General features: G+C 68.7%; 13 protein-coding genes. 4 read left to right on the top strand and 9 right to left on the bottom strand.

All coding sequences use genetic code 11. From position 1 onward, the window contains the following. Nucleotide 1 precedes the first annotated feature (1 nt). Nucleotides 2-1,159, bottom strand: coding sequence for an alpha-hydroxy acid oxidase (locus VAR608DRAFT_RS34070; RefSeq protein ID WP_088958081.1), 1,158 nt, complete (start codon nt 1,157-1,159; stop codon nt 2-4). Nucleotides 1,160-1,252: 93 nt separating this feature from the next. Here VAR608DRAFT_RS34070 and VAR608DRAFT_RS34065 point away from each other — a divergent pair, with 93 nt between their 5' ends. Together VAR608DRAFT_RS34065 and VAR608DRAFT_RS34060 are read left to right on the top strand one after the other, a co-directional pair. Next, entirely contained in the window at nt 1,253-2,926 is a 1,674-nt protein-coding gene (locus VAR608DRAFT_RS34065; protein WP_088958080.1) for an L-lactate permease, read from the top strand. Between the two features lie 25 nt (nt 2,927-2,951). Next, entirely contained in the window at nt 2,952-3,260 is a 309-nt protein-coding gene (locus VAR608DRAFT_RS34060; protein WP_088958079.1) for a hypothetical protein, read from the top strand. A 34-nt stretch (nt 3,261-3,294) separates the two neighbouring features. Here the strand turns inward: VAR608DRAFT_RS34060 and pbpC are convergent, their stop codons facing one another. The 6 genes from pbpC to VAR608DRAFT_RS34030 all read right to left on the bottom strand — a co-directional run bounded on the left by pbpC (nt 3,295) and on the right by VAR608DRAFT_RS34030 (nt 13,651). After that, the gene (gene pbpC, locus VAR608DRAFT_RS34055; protein ID WP_088959135.1) at nt 3,295-5,475 is read right to left on the bottom strand and encodes a penicillin-binding protein 1C; all 2,181 of its coding nucleotides are present in this window, start codon (nt 5,473-5,475) and stop codon (nt 3,295-3,297) included. Between the two features lie 37 nt (nt 5,476-5,512). Further along, entirely contained in the window at nt 5,513-6,433 is a 921-nt protein-coding gene (locus VAR608DRAFT_RS34050; protein WP_088958078.1) for a polysaccharide deacetylase family protein, read from the bottom strand. 147 nt (nt 6,434-6,580) lie between these two features. Then, the gene (locus VAR608DRAFT_RS34045) at nt 6,581-6,853 is read right to left on the bottom strand and encodes a hypothetical protein (protein WP_088958077.1); all 273 of its coding nucleotides are present in this window, start codon (nt 6,851-6,853) and stop codon (nt 6,581-6,583) included. A 1-nt stretch (nt 6,854) separates the two neighbouring features. Then, nucleotides 6,855-7,268 (bottom strand): PaaI family thioesterase, encoded by a 414-nt coding sequence (locus VAR608DRAFT_RS34040; protein WP_088958076.1) that lies wholly within the window; start codon nt 7,266-7,268, stop codon nt 6,855-6,857. A 28-nt stretch (nt 7,269-7,296) separates the two neighbouring features. Next, nucleotides 7,297-7,572 carry a DUF2277 domain-containing protein gene (locus tag VAR608DRAFT_RS34035; protein ID WP_088958075.1) on the bottom strand — a complete coding sequence of 92 codons (276 nt, stop codon included), beginning with the start codon at nt 7,570-7,572 and terminating at the stop codon, nt 7,297-7,299. Nucleotides 7,573-7,666: 94 nt separating this feature from the next. Continuing rightward, nucleotides 7,667-13,651, bottom strand: coding sequence for an alpha-2-macroglobulin family protein (locus VAR608DRAFT_RS34030; RefSeq protein ID WP_088958074.1), 5,985 nt, complete (start codon nt 13,649-13,651; stop codon nt 7,667-7,669). A 51-nt stretch (nt 13,652-13,702) separates the two neighbouring features. On the opposite strand from VAR608DRAFT_RS34030, the gene VAR608DRAFT_RS34025 reads away from it, so the two are divergent. Beyond that, complete coding sequence (locus VAR608DRAFT_RS34025; protein ID WP_088958073.1) at nt 13,703-14,944, top strand: glycosyltransferase family 4 protein; 1,242 nt, start codon at nt 13,703-13,705, stop codon at nt 14,942-14,944. 48 nt (nt 14,945-14,992) lie between these two features. Further along, a complete protein-coding gene (gene opgC, locus VAR608DRAFT_RS34020) occupies nt 14,993-16,162 on the top strand; it encodes an OpgC domain-containing protein (RefSeq protein WP_088959134.1) in 1,170 nt (389 codons plus the stop codon). Here the strand turns inward: opgC and VAR608DRAFT_RS34015 are convergent. Then, complete coding sequence (locus tag VAR608DRAFT_RS34015) at nt 16,139-16,894, bottom strand: SGNH/GDSL hydrolase family protein (protein WP_088958072.1); 756 nt, start codon at nt 16,892-16,894, stop codon at nt 16,139-16,141. The genes opgC and VAR608DRAFT_RS34015 overlap by 24 nt on opposite strands. Continuing rightward, nucleotides 16,894-18,267, bottom strand: coding sequence for a UDP-glucose dehydrogenase family protein (locus VAR608DRAFT_RS34010; protein WP_088958071.1), 1,374 nt, complete (start codon nt 18,265-18,267; stop codon nt 16,894-16,896). Before VAR608DRAFT_RS34010 ends, VAR608DRAFT_RS34015 begins: the two co-directional genes overlap by 1 nt. Nucleotides 18,268-18,269 lie beyond the last annotated feature (2 nt).

Below are 18,269 nucleotides of genomic sequence, written 5' to 3'. Positions count from 1 at the left end.
TTCAGAAAGTGCCGGGCAGCAGGATGCTCGAGTCGACCTCGTCGATGTGGGTGCGCCCGCAGAAGGCCATGGTGATGTCGAGCTCCTTGTGGATGATCTGCAGCGCGCGGGTCACGCCCGCTTCGCCGAAAGCGCCGAGCCCGTAGAGGAAGCTGCGGCCGATCAGCGTGCCGCGCGCGCCGAGTGCTCGCGCCTTGAGCACGTCCTGCCCGCTGCGCACGCCCCCATCCATCCACACCTCGATCTCGGTGCCCACGGCCTCGGCGATGCGCGGCAACGCCGCGATCGAGGAGGGCGCGCCATCGAGCTGGCGGCCGCCGTGGTTGGAGACGATCAGCGCGTCCGCGCCGCTCGAAGCCGCAAGCCGCGCGTCCTCGACGTCCATGATGCCCTTGAGGATCAGTTTGCCGCCCCAGATCTTCTTGATCCACTCGACGTCGGCCCAGCTGAGGGTCGGGTCGAACTGCTCGGCCGTCCATGACGACAGCGACGACAGGTCCTTCACGCCCTTCGCGTGGCCCGCGATGTTGCCGAAGGTGCGGCGCTTGGTGCCCAGCATGCCCATGCACCAGCGCGGCTTGGTCGCGAGGTTCATGAGGTTCTTCAGCGTGGGCTTGGGCGGCGCGGTCAGGCCGTTCTTGATGTCCTTGTGCCGCTGGCCGAGGATCTGCAGGTCGAGCGTGAGCTGCAGCGCCGAGACGTTCGCGGCCCTGGCACGCTCGATCAGTTGTTCGATGAACTCGCGATCGCGCATCACGTAGAGCTGGAACCAGAAGGGATGGCGGTCCGTGGCCTCGGCGATGTCCTCGAGCGAGCAGATGCTCATCGTCGAGAGCGTGAACGGAATGCCGAAGGCCTTCGCGGCGCGCGCGCCGAGGATCTCGCCGTCCGCGTGCTGCATGCCGGTCATGCCCGTCGGCGCGATGGCCACGGGCATCGCGACTTCCTCGCCGATCATCGTCGTGCGGGTCGAGCGGCCATCCATGTTGACTGCCACGCGCTGGCGCAGCTTGATCTTCTGGAAGTCTTCCTCGTTGGCCCGGTAGGTGCCCTCGGTCCAGGCCCCCGAGTCGGCGTAGTCGTAGAACATGCGCGGCACGCGACGCTTCGCGATGGCTCGCAGGTCTTCGATGTTCGTGATCTTGGAGAGGTCTGGCACGGCGGGTGGCTCCTAGGTTGTCTGATCGTTGCTCGGTCCCTATTATCCGCAGGGCCTCCCCCGACCCACTCCCAACAACAAAGGTGGTCATCCATGACGTGGCAACAGGTCTACAACCCGTTCGGAAACATGGTGGTCTCCACGGCACTGGCCGCCATACCGGTCGTGGTCATGCTGGTGTGCCTCGGCTTCCTCCACATGAAGGCGCACATCGCCGCCGGACTCGGTCTCTTCAGCGCGCTGGTGATCGCCATCTTCGCCTTCGGCATGCCCGCCGGCCTCGCGGGCCGCGCGGCCTTCCTCGGCGGCCTCACGGGCCTGCTGCCCATCGGCTGGATCGTGCTGAACATCATCTTCCTGCAACAGCTCGCCGAGCAGAACGGCAGCTTCAAGGTGCTGCAGGACTCGCTCTCCGACATCACAGAAGACCGCCGCCTGCAACTGCTGCTGATCGCGTTCGCCTTCGGCGCGTTCTTCGAGGGTGCGGCCGGCTTCGGCACGCCGGTGGCGGTGACGGCCGCGATCCTGATCGGCCTCGGCTTCTCGCCGCTCGCGGCCTCGGGCCTTTCGCTGATCGCCAACACCGCGCCCGTCGCCTTCGGCGCATTGGGCACACCGGTGATCACGCTCGCCAAGGTGCATGGCTACGACCTGATGCAGGTCACCGCGATGATCGGCCGCCAGCTGCCGTTCTTCTCGCTGCTGGTGCCCTTCTGGCTGATCTGGGCCTTCGCCGGCCGCAAGGGCATGCTGGAGATCTGGCCCGCGATCCTCGTGACCGGTGCCTCGTTCGCGATCCCGCAGTTCCTGGTCTCGAACTTCATCGGGCCGGAGCTCGTGGACATCATCGCGGCCATCGTCTCGATGGTGTCGCTGATCCTCTTCCTGCGCTTATGGCAACCGCGCACCATCTGGCGCTCGGTATCGCTCAAGGGCCATGAGGAAGACAGCGGCACGCCGGCCACAGCCGCCACCGCCACCGCGAAGCGCTCGCCCCATTCGACGGCCGAGCTCGTGCGCGCGTGGACGCCGTGGGCGATCATGACGGTGTTCGTGTTCCTCTGGGGCCTGCCGGCGGTCAAGAACTGGCTCAACGGCCTGTTCGCGCCGAACTTCCCGATCGGCGGGCTGCACAACATGGTCGAGAAGATGCCGCCGGTCGCCCCGGGGCCCACCAAGGAAGGCGCGGTCTATGCCTTCACGCTGCTTTCGGCCACGGGAACCGGCATCCTGCTGTCGGCCATCGTGGGCGGCCTGGTCGCCAGGTACAGCGTCGGGCAGCTCATCGCCTCCTACGGCCGCACGCTCAATCTGGTGAAGTACTCGCTGCTCACCATCGCGCTGATGCTCGCGCTCGGGACGCTCACGCGCTACTCCGGGCTCGACAGCACGCTGGGTCTCGCGTTTGCCAACACCGGCGTCCTCTATCCCTTCTTCGGCACGCTCATGGGCTGGCTCGGCGTGGCGCTGACGGGATCGGACACCGCATCCAACGTGCTCTTCGGCGGCATGCAGAAGGTCGCTGCCGACCAACTGGGCCTGTCACCGAACCTCATGGGCGCGGCCAACAGCTCGGGCGGCGTGATGGGCAAGATGATCGACGCGCAGTCCATCGTGGTCGCATCCACCGCCACGCGCTGGTTCAACCACGAGGGCGACATCCTGCGCTACGTGTTCTTCCACTCGATCGCGCTGGCATCCCTCGTCGGCGTCTTCGTGACACTGCAGGCCTATGTATGGCCGTTCACGATGATGGTGGTGAAATAGGAGACGGAAGGCAACGAGCGCGTGAATGCGATTTCGCGTGGGTGCGGTCGACCTCTCAGCGGGCATCTACTTGAGCGGGCAGAAGGGCCAGCCTTCGACGCTTGCCCAGATGCAGGCGCGGATCCATTCGATGACGACTTGCGGGTCTTGCCATTTGGGCACGGTTCTCATCGGTATCAACATCTCGCACCTCCTTGGTGTTGTGGCGACTGTTGAGAAAGTTATAGCGCTCGGGGGGCATGCGCGCGAGCGGCATCCTGCCTCGGTCGCCGTGGGCAAGGGTGCGCAGCCGGTGTCCGCCATCCGGCGGTGCAGCCGCGTCGGTTCGCGCTGACAGGCGTCGGACGAAGCCGCCGACCCGGCACCGCTCAGCGGTTGGCGTTCTTCGCGGCCTTGGCGCCCGTCACCACGCCGGCGCCGCGCACTTCGAGGCGGCTGCTGTCCACCACCTGGCCGCGCGCATCGATGAGCTCGACCAGGTGCCGCCCCGGCCACGGCAGCCACCGTGCGCTGTTGCCGCGCGCAAGCGGCTTGCCGTCGATGCGCCATTGCACCCCGCGGCCGTCGGCCTCGAAGCGCACGCGCTGGCTGCCGGGCGGGATGTCCGGATCGATCGCGATGATGGTCCCGTCCGCCGGCGACTCGATGCGCGGCGCCGACTCGGCGGCAGCGCCGGGCGCGATCGCGAACACCGCCTGCTCGGTGCCGGCAATGAACCATTCGCTGCGCGCCGCCTCGAGTTCGTCGCCGAAGCGCACCTGCCTCTGCACCACGCCGGCCGGCGGCGTCGGCGCGCGGCTGGGCAGGCCGCGATGCAGGAAGCCCATCACCTCGGCCCACACCGGCGCGGCGCCGCTGGTGCCGCTCACGTCCCACATCGGCGCGCCGCTCGCGTTGCCGACCCACACGCCGACGGTGTAGCGCTGCGACCAGCCGATCGCCCAGTTGTCGCGCATGTCCTTGCTGGTGCCGGTCTTCACCGCGCTCCAGAAGCGCGTGCCGAGCACGCTGTCGAGCCCGAAGGTGCGCGCGCGTGCATTGGCGTCGCCGAGGATGTCGCCGACGATGAAAGCCGCGCGCTGATCGATGGCGGGTGCGCTGCCGTCCTGCGCGGCCGCCGGCGCCGGCAGATAGCGCGTCTCGCCGAAGCGGCCGCCGTTCGCCAGCGTGCGATAGGCATTCGTCAGCGCCAGCAGCGACACTTCCGCGCTGCCGAGCGCGAGGCTGTAGCCGTAGTAGTCGCCGTTCTGCGCCAGCGGCAGCCCGGCCGCGCGCAACTGCCGCGCGAAGGCTTCGGGCGACACCATGACCAGCGTGCGCACCGCCGGCACGTTGAGCGACGACGCGAGCGCGGTACGCACCGATACGTAGCCCTTGAACTGCCGGTCGTAGTTCTGCGGAATGTAGAGACCGCTCGCGGTGCTGATCTGCGCCGACGAATCGTCGAGCAGCGAAGCCGCCGTGAGCCGACGCTCTGCGATCGCCTCGGCATAGAGGAAAGGCTTGAGCGTGGAGCCGGGCTGCCGCTGCGCGAGCACTCCGTCCACCTCGGCCGCGCGGCTCAGCTTGCCCGAGGAGCCGATCCATGCGAGCACTTCGCCGCTCGCGTTGTCGAGCACCACCAGCGCGCCGTCCTCCACGTTGCGGCCGCGCAGCTCGCGCAGATGCCGCTGCAGCGTGCCGAGCGCGAAGCGTTGCAGCGGCGCGCGCAGCGTGGTGCGGACATCGCCCTGCGTGCCGTCGCCGCGCGCTGCCACCGCACGCCGCGCAAGGTGCGGCGCGATGCCTTCGCTCGCATCGAAGCCGCGCCGTTGCAGCGCGGCGCTGGTGAACATGTCGACCGCGTCGCAGTCGGGCCGGCTGCCCGGTTCCATCGCCCGCATCAGCTCGCAGGCACGCTGGCCGACGACGGCCGGCTTCGCGTTCGGCGCGCGCACCAGCGCGGCGGCCACTGCGGCCTCGCGCGCATCGAGCCCGTGCGGCGCCTTGCCGAAGAGCGTTCGCGAGAGGGCGTCGATGCCGACGATCTCGCCGCGGAACGGCACGACGTTGAGGTACGCCTCCAGGATCTGGTCCTTGCGCCAGGTGTGCTCCAGCCGCTGCGCCGCGACCGTCTGCCCGAGCTTCTGGCCCAGGCTGCGGCCGCTGCCGCCGCGCCGCAGGTCGTCGTCCAGCAGGCCTGCGAGCTGCATCGTGATCGTGGACGCGCCGCGCGTGCGCGTGTTCCACAGATTGCCCCACGCGGCGGCGGAGACCGCACGCCAGTCGATGCCGCTGTGCTCGTAGAAGCGCTTGTCCTCGCTCAGCACCATTGCCGTGCGCAGCGCGGGCGAGACGTCGGCGAGGGCGGTCCACTGGCCCCGGCGCAGCGTCGGATCGGTCCGCACGCGCTCCAGCAACTGGCCATCGCGATCGAGCACCTGGGTGTCGGAAGGGCGGAAATCGCGCCGCACCTCGTCGAAGGTGGCGAGCGCCCACGCAGGCCGCGCCAGCGTCACGGCGAGCGCGGGCAGCAGCAGGAGCGAGACGAAGAAACGGGATGACGACATGAAGGCGGCCAAGGCCGCACGCGAGCGGCCTCGCGCGCTAGCTTGCCACAGCCGTGGCGGCCGTGACCGTCGCCATGTGCGCGCAGATCGCGCCGGGCGTGGTGAGCCAGATCTCGCCCCGGTCTCGCAGGCGTGCAAGGTGCGTCAGCGCGCGGCGCAGGTGCCGCAGGCGATAGGGTTGCCCGACGATGTACGGATGCAGCGCCACGCCCATCACCAGTGGCTGGCAGCGCGACTGGTCCTGCATCTCGTCGGCGTTGTCGATGATCATCTGCGCGAAGTCCTTCGCGTCCATCTGCCGCGCGATGATCATCGGGATGTCGTTCAGTTCCTGGGGGTAGGGCACCGACCACAGCGTGCGGCCGCTTCGGGTGCGCATCGGCACCGGCTGGTCGTCGTGGCACCAGTTCAGGGTGTAGCGGTAGCCGGCCTCGGCGAGCAGGTCGGGCGTGAGATGGCTTTCGGAAATCCAGGGCGACAGCCAGCCCGCAGGGGCCTTGCCGCTTTCGGCCAGCATGCGCGCGCGGCAGCGCGCGAGCAGCGCCGCCTCGGCGGTTTCACCCATGTCGCCCTGGCGCTCCGCATTGCTGTGGCCGTGGCCGATGAGCTCGTCGCCGCGCGCGACCGAAGCGGCGACCAGTTCGGGGCAGTGGTCGTACAGCGCGGTGTTGAGCAGCGTTGCGCAGACCATGCCGAGACTGTCGAAGAGCTCGAGGCAACGCCACGCGCCGACGCGGTTGCCGTATTCGCGCCACGAGAAGTTCAGCACGTCCGGATGCGGCGACGCGGGGCCGATGCACGCGCCCATGCCTTCGCCGAACGCGAAGTGCTCGAGGTTGAGGCCGAGATACACCGCCAGTCGTGCTCCATTGGGCCACGCATGGTCCGTGCGGCGGGTGATCGGCGCGTAGTCGAACCGGCCGTGCGTGGGCAGCGGGCCGGTGTATTTGGCACTCATGCAGAGCGGCGTGCGAGCAGTGCCCGGACGACGGTGAGCCAGAGTTCGATGGGCATGCGGAACCTTCAGGGTTGGGGATCGACGCCGGATGCTAGCGACTTCAATGCCAGCTCAACCCGCCGCACCCGGCCGGCCCCGAAGAGGGGGTCAAAGGAGCTTCCACTTGACCACGACGAAGGCCGCGCCCGCGAGCGGCAGCAGGTAGATGAGCAGGAAGATCGGCAGCTCCTCGCCGAACGAATAGCCGGCCTTGACGATGCCGATCCACATGTTGGCCGCCGCGATCACGAACCAGAGGGCGGCGAACGCGATGATGCTCATGCGCATGCCCTCGCCGAAGCCGCCCAACACCGACTTGCCGACGCCCAGGCATGCTGCCAGCAGCACGAAGCCGCCCAGGATGAAGAGGAGTGTGCGCATGTCAGCCGGCCTCCAGGATGAGTTGCGTCTGCGTCACCACGGCGCAGAGCCTGCCTTCCTCGGATCGGATGGTGGTCTGCCACACCATCGTGGTGCGGCCGCGATGCAGCGCCACCGATTCGGCGACCACCGTGGTGTTCACCTTCGCGCTGCCGATGAACTTGGTGCTCGAATCGGTGGTCGTGGTGCGCTTGCCCTTCGGCAGGTTGATGAGGGTGCCCACCGCGCCCAGCGTGTCGGCGAACGCCATGTACGCGCCGCCGTGCAGGATGCCGCCGGCCGTGCAGAGCTCGGGCCGCACCACGAGGTTCGCGACCACGCGCTCCGGCTCCAGCGTGACGAGGCGCACCCCCATCAGGCCGGGAAAGATCGCATCGAGGACCTGCTGGATCTGTTCGACGGTCGGCGTGGACATGGGACTCCTTCTGAGCGGTGGACGAGATTCAGTGGCCGTGGCCGAAGCGGATGGCCGTGCGTTCGCGAGCCTTCGCGGCCTCGACCTCGCGGTCGCGCGGCTCGGCGGTCGTCATCAGTGATCCGATGAGCGTGCGCGCGACGGCCGCGACGTCTTCGACCGCGCGATCGAAGGCCGCTTCATTGGCCTTCGACGGATGGTTGAACCCGCTGAGCTTGCGCACGAACTGCAACGCCGCGGCGCGCACTTCCTCTTCGGTTGCAGGCGGTTCGAAGTTGAACAGGGTCTTGATGCTTCTGCACATGGGCGGTGGCCTTCATGGGACGGTGCTGCGTTCCATCATGCCTCGGACTCGGCGCCAGCGGAACCACCAGCGATCGAGGCCCGTGCATCGGCGTTCACTTGGGCGCCTCCACCTTGATGCGCGGGTTGGGCGCCTCGCCGAACATCTCCGGCGCGTACAGCGCCTCGACGCGGCTCGGCGGCATCGCGAATTCGCCGACGTTGTTGAGGCGCACCGTGTATTCCACGCGCGTCAGGCCCTTGGGCAGGTAGCCGTAGTAGCTGCGGAAGGCCTCGAAGCTGCGTTCCTCGAAGGCCGGCCAGGCGTTGCCTGCGCGCTTCTCGCCCTGCGTGGCGATCTGCGAATCGCGGCCCAGGCCGGTGCCGAGGATGGTCGCGCCGGCCGGGATCGGGTCGGTGATCGCGACCCAGGTCATGTCCGTGCTCGCATCCACTTCGAGGCTCACGCGCAGCACGTCGCCGCGCGTGTAGATGCCCGCCACCGCCTGTTCGACCGGCGTGATCGTCCGCTTGATCGCATAGCCGGCCGCGAACGGCGCCTTCAGCGGCACCGCGGCCAGCGACTGCAGCGTGAGCCACGGCTTGCCGCTGCCGGTCTGCGTGACGAGCAGCGTGTCGTGCGCGGCAGGCGGGGCAGGCCAGGGGATGAACATCGTGTTGTTGCGAAGGTTGCCGGGCGAAGCCGGTGCGCCGAAGGCGGTCGTCTGGTTCGGGGCGCCGCTCGTGTCGGTGGTCTTCACGCGCTCGACCTTGCTCCACTCCACCTGCGCCTTCGCGCCGCCGAGGCTGGCGGACGTGATGCCCGCGACCGGCGTGCTCTCGAACTTCTTCGAGAACTGCTCGAGCGCGAGGCCGCCCCAGAGATTCGCGTTGGTGGTGAGCCACGCACCCTTTTGCTGGCGGCCGATGAAGCCGTTGGCGAGCCGGGGGATGTCGTCCTTCCAGGCCGGGTCGTCCATCACCGTGAGCAGCAGCCGCGCGGTGTTGACGTCGCCGTTGGCCATCAGCCACCACCAGTGGTCGTCCTGTTCGGTGCTGAAGCCGACCCGCGTGCCTTGGTAGTTGAGGCGCGCCTTGAGCACGTTCATCGCTTCGTCCTGCCGCTGCTGGCGCTGCGGCACATCCTGCACGCGCCGCAGGATGTTGATCCAGTCGATCACCGCGCTGGTCGGCCACTGGTTGGGCGCGATGGTGATGCTGCCGGTCATGCGGCCCTGCACCTTGCCGTAGCGCGACAGCGCTTCGAGCGCGGCGAGCTTGCGCACGTCGAGGTCCTTGCGCGGGCTCCAGAAGTCGCGCTGGATGCGGCCTTCGACGAAGGCGATCAGCCCTTGCTCCATCGGCGCACGTGCCGCGTCGGGCAGCGCGAATGCCGCATCGAGCGCCGCCGCCTCGTTGGTCGCGACGAGCAGGTAGGCGGTCAGGATGTCGCTGCCCCGATTGGCCTCGCCATCGCGTGGCGGGAAGTAGTTCGCCAGACCGTCGCCGTCGAGGTAGCTCGGCAGCTGTGCGACCACGGTCTGCCACGCCTTGCCGTCGCGCAGGCCGATGGCCTTGCTCGCCTTCTGTTCGAGGCAGCTGTAGGGATAGGCGGCGAACCAGTCACGCACGCCGGTCAGCCCTTCGGCCAGCTTCGGCTGCAGCGAAAGGCGCACGCCGCCGCGGCCCGGCAGAGCATCGGCGGGCGCTGCCACGTCGAGGGTGAAGGGCCCGTCGACCTGGGCCAGCGTGGCCTGCTGCACCGTGAGCGGCACCGCCGGCACGATGCGCTGGCGCACCTTGAGCGCATCGCGCGCGCCGCTGAGCGTGTCGCGGGCCTCGATCTCCCACAGGATGGCTTCGGCGCGCAACTGCGCGAGCTGCGCAGGCGCGGTCACCGTCCACGCGATCTCGCGCGCCTCGCCGGCCGGGATGTCGACCGTCTGCGGCTCGAGCGCGAGCAGCGTGGCGCGCGGCCTGGCCTCGACCTTCATGTCCTTCTGCGTGGTGTTGCGCAGTGTGATCTGCGCGCGGAACTGGTCGTCCTCGCGCACCAGCGGCGGCAGTCCGCTGATGATCTGCAGGTCTTGCGTCGCCTGGATCGAGGTCTGGCCGGTGCCGAAGAGGCCCACACCCGAATCGGCAACCGCGACGATCCTGAAGGTGGTGAGCGCGTCGTTGAGCGGCACCACCGCCGTGGCCTGCCCGTTGGCGTCGAGCACGATCTTCGGGTTCCAGACGAGCAGAGTGTCGAGCAGCTCGCGTGTCGGGCTCTTGCCGCCGCCTCCGCCGGCGGGCACCGCCTTGCGGCCGTAGTGCCGGCGGCCGACGATCTCCATCTGCGCGGTCGAGGTGCTCACACCCCAGCTTCGGCGCTGCAGCATGGCCTCGAGCAGGTTCCAGCTCTCGTTCGGCATCAGCTCCAGGAGCGCCTGATCGACCGCCGCCAACGCGACTTCCGCGCCGGCGGCGGGCTTGCCGTCGGGCAGCTTGCCGCTGATGGTGATCTGGGCCTTGCCGCGCACCGGGTAGCTGGGCTTGTCGCTCGCGACCTTGACGTCGATCCGGTGCGCCTCGGTGCCGACGCGGATCTCGGCCAGCCCGAGCCGGAACGCCGGCTTGCTGAGGTCCACCAGCGCCGTGGGCGCGACGTATTCCTTGCCCTCGTACCAGAAGGCGGTCCACCACTCGCGCGGCGCGCGGAAGCCCCAGGTGAAGAAGCTGTACCACGGCACCTCGCGCAGCCGGCCTCGCAGCGCGAGCACGCTCACGTAGACGTTCGGACCCCAATCGGGCTTGATCTCCAGGCTGACCGTCGGGTCCTGTCCGTTGAGCTTGACCACGTGCGTTTCGATCAGGCCCTCGCGTTCCACCGACACCAGCGCGGTCGCGAAGCGGAAGGGGCTTCGCACCTGGAACTTCGCGACTTCGCCGGGCTCGTAGCTCTTCTTCTCGGGCAGCACGTCGATGCGGTCATGGTCCTCGCCGCCGAACCAGAGTTCGCCCTGCCGCGTCACCCAGACCGTGCTGGACGCGCGGCTCTCGCGGCCGTCCTTGTCGCTGGCGATCGCGATCAGCTCGATCTCGCCGGGCTCCTTGAGCTCGGCTTCGCACAGCAGAAGTCCGCGCGCATCGCTCTTGCCGCTGCACACGGTGCCGATCTCGCGCGTCTCGGTCTTGTTGTCGTAGGTGTAGAAGCCGCCCACCATGCGCTTGCGGCTGGTGGTGGTGATGCGGGCGATGGCGCGCACATTGAGCGTCACGCCCTCGCGCGGCTTGCCGGCGAGGTCAAGCGCCACGGCCTGGAAGCGGACCTTCTGGCGGGTCGAGACCCAGCCCTCGGTCTTGATGCCGGCGATCACGCCCGCGGGCCACAGCGTCTGTGTGCTGCGCAGCGTCTGGATCTCGCCGTTCGGATCGGCATAGCTGGCTTCGAGCAGCAGCTCGCGCGGCGTGAAGCGCGCGGCGGGGATCTTGTCGATCGTGAGCTTGCCCGCGCCGTTGCGGTCGAGCGTGAGCGGCAGCTTGTCGGCGACCACGTGGGCGTCGTCGGCGGGCGATTCGGTGTCCTCGGCGTTGCTGGTCGCCGCGCCTTCCTTGCGCGGCGCTGCGAAGCTGAAGGCCTCGAAGTCGGGGAACGACAGCGACTTGCCGCGCACCAGGGCCGACACGCGCACCGGCAGGCTGCCTGCGCCGCCGCCCGACACGTAGTTGATCTGGACGTCGACCGGCACCGACGCCGCCGCGACCAGCGGGTTCTTGTCGCTCGGCGCGATGCGGCCTTCGAACACCGGCAGGCGGAATTCCTCGACGCGGAACTGGCCGCTGCTGTCGCTGCGTTCTGCGTCGCCCGAGCCGCCGCGCAGCTCGACCTGATAGAGGCCGAGCTTGGCGGCCGGCGGAATCTCGAAGCTGCTGTCGGCGCTCTCGCCGCCCGTGGCGGTCCTGCGCCATTGGATCGGCTGCGTGAACTGCTGGCCGCTGCCGACGTGCGTGATGACCATCGTGCCGGGCCGGTTCGAAGGCAGTCCCAGGCCGCTGCGCGTCTGAGTGCGGATCAGGTGCTTCATCGACACCGTCTCGCCGGCGCGCAGCAGCGTGCGGTCGAAGATGGTGTGGGCGACGCGGTCGGGCTCGGCCTCCTGGCTCGTGGGCACGTTGAAACGCCATGGTTCGATGCCGCGTTGCCAGTCGGTCCAGGTGAAGGCGAGGTCTTCGACGCCGTCGGCGTCCTTGGCGCGCGCGCTGACGAAGTAGGCGTCGGCGCTGTATTCCTCGTCGGTCGAGCAGCTCGGCGGATTGGGCGGGATGCCTTCGAGGCGCGCGATGCCGTCCGCGTCGGTGCTGCTGGTCGCGATCTCCTTGCCGTCGCAGCCCGACACGCGCACGCTGGCGTTGGGGACCACCTTGCCCTTGTCGAGCGTGGTGACCCAGGCCAGCGAGTTCTCGCGCCCGAGCTTGAAGTGCACCGCGAGGTTGGTCGCGAGCGCGGTGGTGCGTACGTACATCGTGCGGCCGCTGCCGTAGCGCTCGTCGAGCAGGGCGTCGCCGAGCTTCTGCGATGCGATCTCCAGCACGTGGAAGCCGGGCGTGAGCGGGATGCCGATCACCTCGAACGGCCGCGGATCGCCGCTTTCGCTCTTGGGCATGTCGAGCGTGCGCACGCCGCTCTGGCCGCCCAGGAGCGACAGCATGCGGGTCTGCACGTTGTCGCGGTCGTCCTTGTCGATCATCTTGGGCAGTGCACCCTTGACATCGCGCGCGGCCGTCTTGCGGGACACCGTGGCGTTGTTGTCGTAGCGGCGCACCTTGCGGAACCACGAAATGATCTCGGCGTCGCTGCGCGGATTGAGATCGCTCACCTTGCCCGGCGTCAGCGCCTGCACCTGCAGCGCGGGCTCGACGCGGCGCACCGTCACCGGCATCAAGGCCACGCCGCCGGGCTCCGCCAGCCGCTCGAGCACGCCGAAGGGCGACGCCGCGAACTTGGCGAGCGGCGGCATCGCGCCGGTCGCGACCTTCATCGGAAAGCTGCCGGGCGAGGCCAGGGCGCGGCCCGAGGAATCCTCGAACTTCGCCGGCAGTTCGATGGTGAACTGCGTCTGCTCGGGGAAGGGCGGCGCGAAGCTCACCCCGTCGACGACCGCATCGGCATTGCTCGCCGCGTTGTCATCGAGCTTCGGCTTGAACGCCTTGCCAGCGCCCTTGAGCGTGATCTGCGCGGCCAGCGCGCGCGAGACCGAGGCGTTGAAGCGCAGCTCCATCGGCCGCAACGGCAGGCAGGCCGACTGCGCGTTCTCGCGTTCGCAGGTGAAGGAGACGGCAAAGGGCTCGCGCACCTCGAACGCGAGGCGGCGCTCGATGCTGTTGGCCACGCCCGAGGGCGTCGCCACGCCCTTGCCGTAGACGAGTTGCACGCGGCCGCCCGGCGGCAGGGTGCGGTTGCATTGAAGCGTGACGAAGCGGCCCGGCTCCTTGGCGGCGTCGCGATCGCGGCCGAAGGCCTTCAGCAGCGCGTTGCGCTGTTCGCCATCGACCAGCCGGATCGGAATGCGCTCGCCGATGCCGTCGGCGGCGCACCAGACGTTGTCCTGCAGGCTCTGCGGCGTGGCGGTGCCATTGAGTTCGAGCAGGAAGAGCTGCTGCTCGTCGATCTTTCCGTAGCTCGGCCGCCAGCTGCGGATGAACGGCCCGCCGCTGTTGAACTGGTAGCGCTCCGGCCCGGTCAGCTCGGAGCCGGCCGGGGACCTGAAGCCGGCCACCCGCGTGACGGTGCAGCGCACGCCGGGCGGCAGGTCGCTCTCGAAGTCGAAGACCCACTGCTTCTCGCCGGTCCAGCGCCCGGTGCCCCTGCCGGCCTGCGCGTCGGCGCAGCTCACCGTGAGCGGCGCCGGTGCCCTCGGATCGCCGAAGTTCACGGCGGCCTGGTCGAAGCGGGCGACCACCTGCCGGATGCGGGCGACCTCGCCTTGCGGCGTGAGACTGGTGATCTGCAGGGCGTGCGCGCCCAGCGCGGTCCAGGCCACCGCAAGGGCGGCGAAACAGCGCGATGTCGTTCTTGCGTTCAACGGGCTTCTCCTTCGGCCGGAAGGGTAGCGCATGAGTGTGGTGCGTCACTGGCACGTGAAGTGCCTCCACTATGATCGATCGATATGAAACTGCTGTTCAGCCACCCTGCCGGCAACCAGAACGTCCGTGCCATGCTCGATGGTTTGCAGCGGGCGGACATGCTGGCGCGTTTCGCCACCACCTTCGCGGCCCGCCCAGGCAGTCTGCTGCTGAAGCTGACGCCTGAAAAGCTCGGCAAGGATCTCCTGCGGCGGCGCTTCGACGTTCCGGACGAGAAAATCCTGCAGCACCCCTGGCGCGAGCTCGCGCGCATGCTCTGCGGCAAGCTCGGCTGGACCCACTGGATGCGCCACGAGGAGGGCTTCGCCTCGATCGACGGCGTGCTGCAGGACTTCGACCGCTTCGTGGCGCGCGAACTGCCGGGCGTCCGGCGCGAGCAAGGCGTGAAGGCCGTCTACAGCTACGAGGATTCCGCGCTCGACACGTTCAGGGAGGCGAAGTCGCTCGGCATGCGTTGCGTCTACGACCTGCCCATCTCCTACTGGGAAGTGGGCCGCCGCCTGATGGAGGAAGAGAAACAGCGCCTCCCCGAGTGGACCGGCGCGCTCGGCGGCGGCATGGGCGACACCGGCGCCAAGCTGGAGCGCAAGGTGCAAGAGCTCGAGCTCGCGGACCTCGTCGTCGTGCCGAGCAAGTTCGTCGCCGATTCGCTGCCGGCCTGGGCCTCGGGCAAGGCCCGCGTGCTGTCGCCCTTCGGCTCGCCGAGCTCCTCGGGCACCTGGTCGCGCACGGCGGAAGACCCCTCGCGGCCGCTGCGCGTGCTGTTCGCGGGCTCGATGGGGCAGCGCAAGGGCCTGGCCGATCTGCTGCGGGCGATGCACCTCGTCGAAGGCGAGAACATCGAGCTGGTGGTGATGGGCGGGCCGCTCGACTCGCTCGACTTCTATCGCCGCCAGTACGCCGGCTTCACCTACGAGCCGGGCCGGCCCCATGCCGAGGTGCTCAAGCTCATGAACAGTTGCGACGTCTTCTGCCTGCCGTCGCTGTACGAGGGCCGTGCGCTCGTGATGCAGGAGGCCATGAGCCAGGGGCTGCCGCTGGTCATCACGCCCAACACCGGCGGCGAGGACCTCGTGATCGAGGGCAAGACCGGGTTCCTGGTGCCGATCCGCTCGCCCGAGAAGATCGCCGAGAAGCTCGCCTGGTTCAACCAGAACCGGCAGGAGCTCATGGCGATGAAGGAGCAGGCGATCCGGCATGCCGCCAGCTACACATGGAGCAACTACAGCGCCACCGTGATCGACGCGATCCGCGAGCTGGCCTAGGGCGCGCAAGGACCTGACCATGCGGCCCCCGCGGCCGGCATGCCGACGATGAAACGCTACTGGGAAATCGATGCGCTGCGCGGGCTGATGCTCCTGCTGATGACTCTCACGCACCTGCCGACGCGCCTCACCGACCCGCTCGGGCAGCCCTTCGGCTTCGTTTCGGCGGCGGAAGGCTTCGTGCTGCTGTCGGCCTTCGTGTCGGGGCTGGTCTACAGCCGCATCAGCTACAACCAGGGCGTGGATTCGATGCGGCGGGCCTTCTGGCGGCGGGCGCTCAAGGTCTATCTGAGCCAGGCCGCGACGCTGCTGTTCCTGTTCACGATCATCTCGGCGGTGAGCCTGCGCATCGACCAGCCGGCGGTGAAGAACCTGCTGTCGTTCTATCTCGCCAATCCGCGCGAGGGCTTCCTCTATTCGCTGCTATTGATCTACGAGCCGGCGCTGCTCGACATCCTGCCGATGTACATCTTCTTCATGCTGCTCAGCCCCTGGGTGCTGGCCTTCGCGCTGCGCCACGGCTGGACCGGTGTGATGGTTGCCAGCGTGACGCTGTGGGGGCTCGCACAGTTCGGCTTGAGCGAGTGGCTGTACGCCCTGGTGGTGCGCTTTACCGGGCTCGACGTGCCGTTCCACGAGATGGGCGCGTTCAACGCCTTCGCCTGGCAGTTCCTGTGGTTCGCAGGGCTGTGGATGGGGGCCAGTCGCAACTCGCCCGATGCGCGGCCCTTCGCGTTCCCGAAATGGCTGCTTGCGATCGCGGCGGGACTCGCGCTCTACGGCCTCGACTGGCGGCATCGCGGCATCCACGGCCAGGCGCCTTTCGGCGGCGACGTGGCGCTCAACCTGTTGTTCGACAAGTGGCAGCTCGGTCCGCTGCGCATCGTGAATCTCGTGGTGCTCGGCATCGTCGCGATCCAGTGGGGGCCGGCGTTCATGCGGCGCATCCCGCGCCTGCACTGGCTCGAAGCCATGGGCCGTGCCTCGCTGCCGGTGTTCTGCGCGCACCTCGTCGCGGTGCTGCTGGTCCTCGCGGTCTATGGCGACAGCCAGACGGCAAGGCCCTGGTGGGGCGATGCGCTGCTGCTGGCGGTGGTGTTCTCGGGGCTCTATGCGGTCGCGCGCATCAGCCAGTGGCTGGACGCACGCAAGAAGAAGCCGCCGACGCCGACGCCGACGCCGACGCCGACGCCGTCAGTGCTGCCCCTGCGCGACTGAGGCATCCGCGCGCGTCGCCGGTTCCGCCAGGTGCGGCGCGATCAGCGAATGCCAGAGGCGGTAGCCCTCGTCGGTCATGTGCAGGTGATCGGCGCGGAACAGCTCCGCGCGCGGGCGGCCGTCGGCGCCCAGCATCGGCGTGTAGACGTCGATGAACTCGGTGTTGGGCATGCGGCGCAGGTAGGCTGCGATCGCGTTGTTGGTCTCGCGCATCTGCGCCATCAGCTTCTCGCGCGAGGGGCTGGGCTTGACCGAGATGTAGGCGATGCGCGTGTCCGGCAGCTCGGTGCGCACGGTGTTGGCGAAGCGCGCGAAGCTTTCGAGCACCTGCATCGGCGTGCGGTTCTCCGCGAGATCGTTGTCGCCCGCATACACCAGCACGAGCCGCGGCTTGTAGCGCACCACGAGGTCCTCGGCGAAAAGGCTGGCGTCTTCCATCGTCGAGCCGCCGAAGCCGCGGTTGATGACCACCGGCTGTTGCGGGAAGTCCTGCGCGATATGGGGCCACAGCCGGATGGTGGAGCTGCCGACGAACAGCACGCCGCCGGCGGCCGGCAGCCGCTCCCTGTCGGCCGCGTCGAAGGCGTTCAGCTCCTTCTGCCACTTGGCTTTGGCGAGGGCGTAGGCGGGCGTCGGCTGCCGGGTCGCGGCATCGGCCGGCGCGGTCTGGGCGTGCGACGCCAGCGCCGTCAGCAGCGCGAGCGAGGAAAGGACGTGGCGGAAGGCGTTCATCAGCGGCTGTTGCGCCCGATGCCCTGGTAGACGATGCCGGCTTCGTGCATCGTGCCGGGTTCGTAGAGATTGCGGCCGTCGAAGATGACCGGCGACTTCATCAATGCCTTGAGCCTCGTGAGGTTCGGGCTGCGATAGGCCTTCCACTCGGTGACGATGACGAGCGCGTCCGCGCCGTCGAGTGCACTCATCGGGTCCTTGGGCGCGCAGTAGCTGATGCGCTCGAGCAGTTCGGGCGCGTCGGCGAAATCGAGGGCCAGCACGCGCCGCGTCTCCTCGACCGCAATCGGGTCGTGCGCCACCACGCGCGCGCCGGCGCGCACCAGGGTGTCGATCACCACGCGGCTCGGCGCCTCGCGCATGTCGTCGGTGTTCGGCTTGAAGGCCAGGCCCCAGAGCGCGAACGTCCGCCCTTTGAGATCGGTGCCGAAGTGGGCCAGCACCTTGTTGCTCAGCGCGTGCTTCTGGTCGTTGTTGACGTCCTCGACCGCTTCGAGCACGCGCAGCGACTGGCCGTACTCCTGCGCAATGCGGTTCAGCGCCTTGATGTCCTTGGGGAAGCAGCTTCCGCCATAGCCCGTGCCCGCGTAGAGGAAGCTGTAGCCGATGCGCGGGTCGGAGCCGATGCCCTGGCGCACCGCCTCGATGTCGGCGCCCACGCGGTCGGCGAGGTTCGCCAGTTCGTTCATGAAGCTGATGCGCGTGGCGAGCATCGCGTTGGCCGCGTACTTGGTGAACTCGGCCGAACGCACGTCCATCACGCGCGTGCGCTCGTGGTTGCGGTTGAAGGGCGCGTAGAGCTTGCGCATCTGCGCCAGCGCCTCGCGGCCGTCCTCGTCGTCGGCGCAGCCGATGACGATGCGGTCCGGCCGCATGAAGTCCTCGACCGCGGCGCCTTCCTTCAGGAACTCGGGATTGCTCACGACCGAGAAGCGCAGGTCCGCGCGGCCGCGCTTGTCGAGTTCTTCCTGGATCACCGCCCGGACGCGGTCCGCCGTGCCCACGGGCACCGTGGACTTGTCGACCACCACCTTGAAGCCGTTCATGTAGCGGCCGATGTTGCGGGCGGCAGCCAGCACGTACTGCATGTCGGCGCTGCCGTCCTCGTCGGGCGGGGTGCCGACGGCGATGAACTGGACGTCGCCGTGCGCGACCGAGGCCTCGACGTCGGTCGAGAAATCGAGCCGCCCGGCATCGACGTTCGAGGCGACGAGGTCGTCGAGGCCCGGTTCGTAGATGGGGATGCCGCCCGAGTTGAGGGTGGCGATCTTCTGCGCATCCACGTCCAGACAGAAGACGTGGTTGCCGAGGTCCGCGAGACAGGTGCCGGTGACGAGTCCGACGTAGCCGGTGCCGATGATCGTGATATTCATGA

The organism is Variovorax sp. HW608 (assembly GCF_900090195.1).
GTDB lineage: Bacteria > Pseudomonadota > Gammaproteobacteria > Burkholderiales > Burkholderiaceae_C > Variovorax.
Note: the sequence above shows the minus strand (reverse complement) of the source record. Positions and strands in the feature narration are given on the sequence as shown.

Excerpts from the sequence above, each read along its gene's own strand:
- VAR608DRAFT_RS34065 (WP_088958080.1), top strand. The coding sequence starts at position 1,253 with ATGACGTGGCAACAGGTCTACAACCCGTTCGGAAACATGGTGGTCTCC.
- VAR608DRAFT_RS34060 (WP_088958079.1), top strand. The coding sequence starts at position 2,952 with ATGCGATTTCGCGTGGGTGCGGTCGACCTCTCAGCGGGCATCTACTTG.
- pbpC (WP_088959135.1), bottom strand. The coding sequence starts at position 5,475 with ATGTCGTCATCCCGTTTCTTCGTCTCGCTCCTGCTGCTGCCCGCGCTC.
- VAR608DRAFT_RS34050 (WP_088958078.1), bottom strand. The coding sequence starts at position 6,433 with ATGAGTGCCAAATACACCGGCCCGCTGCCCACGCACGGCCGGTTCGAC.
- VAR608DRAFT_RS34045 (WP_088958077.1), bottom strand. The coding sequence starts at position 6,853 with ATGCGCACACTCCTCTTCATCCTGGGCGGCTTCGTGCTGCTGGCAGCA.
- VAR608DRAFT_RS34040 (WP_088958076.1), bottom strand. The coding sequence starts at position 7,268 with ATGTCCACGCCGACCGTCGAACAGATCCAGCAGGTCCTCGATGCGATC.
- VAR608DRAFT_RS34035 (WP_088958075.1), bottom strand. The coding sequence starts at position 7,572 with ATGTGCAGAAGCATCAAGACCCTGTTCAACTTCGAACCGCCTGCAACC.
- VAR608DRAFT_RS34030 (WP_088958074.1), bottom strand. The coding sequence starts at position 13,651 with ATGCGCTACCCTTCCGGCCGAAGGAGAAGCCCGTTGAACGCAAGAACG.
- VAR608DRAFT_RS34025 (WP_088958073.1), top strand. The coding sequence starts at position 13,703 with ATGAAACTGCTGTTCAGCCACCCTGCCGGCAACCAGAACGTCCGTGCC.
- opgC (WP_088959134.1), top strand. The coding sequence starts at position 14,993 with ATGAAACGCTACTGGGAAATCGATGCGCTGCGCGGGCTGATGCTCCTG.
- VAR608DRAFT_RS34015 (WP_088958072.1), bottom strand. The coding sequence starts at position 16,894 with ATGAACGCCTTCCGCCACGTCCTTTCCTCGCTCGCGCTGCTGACGGCG.
- VAR608DRAFT_RS34010 (WP_088958071.1), bottom strand. The coding sequence starts at position 18,267 with ATGAATATCACGATCATCGGCACCGGCTACGTCGGACTCGTCACCGGC.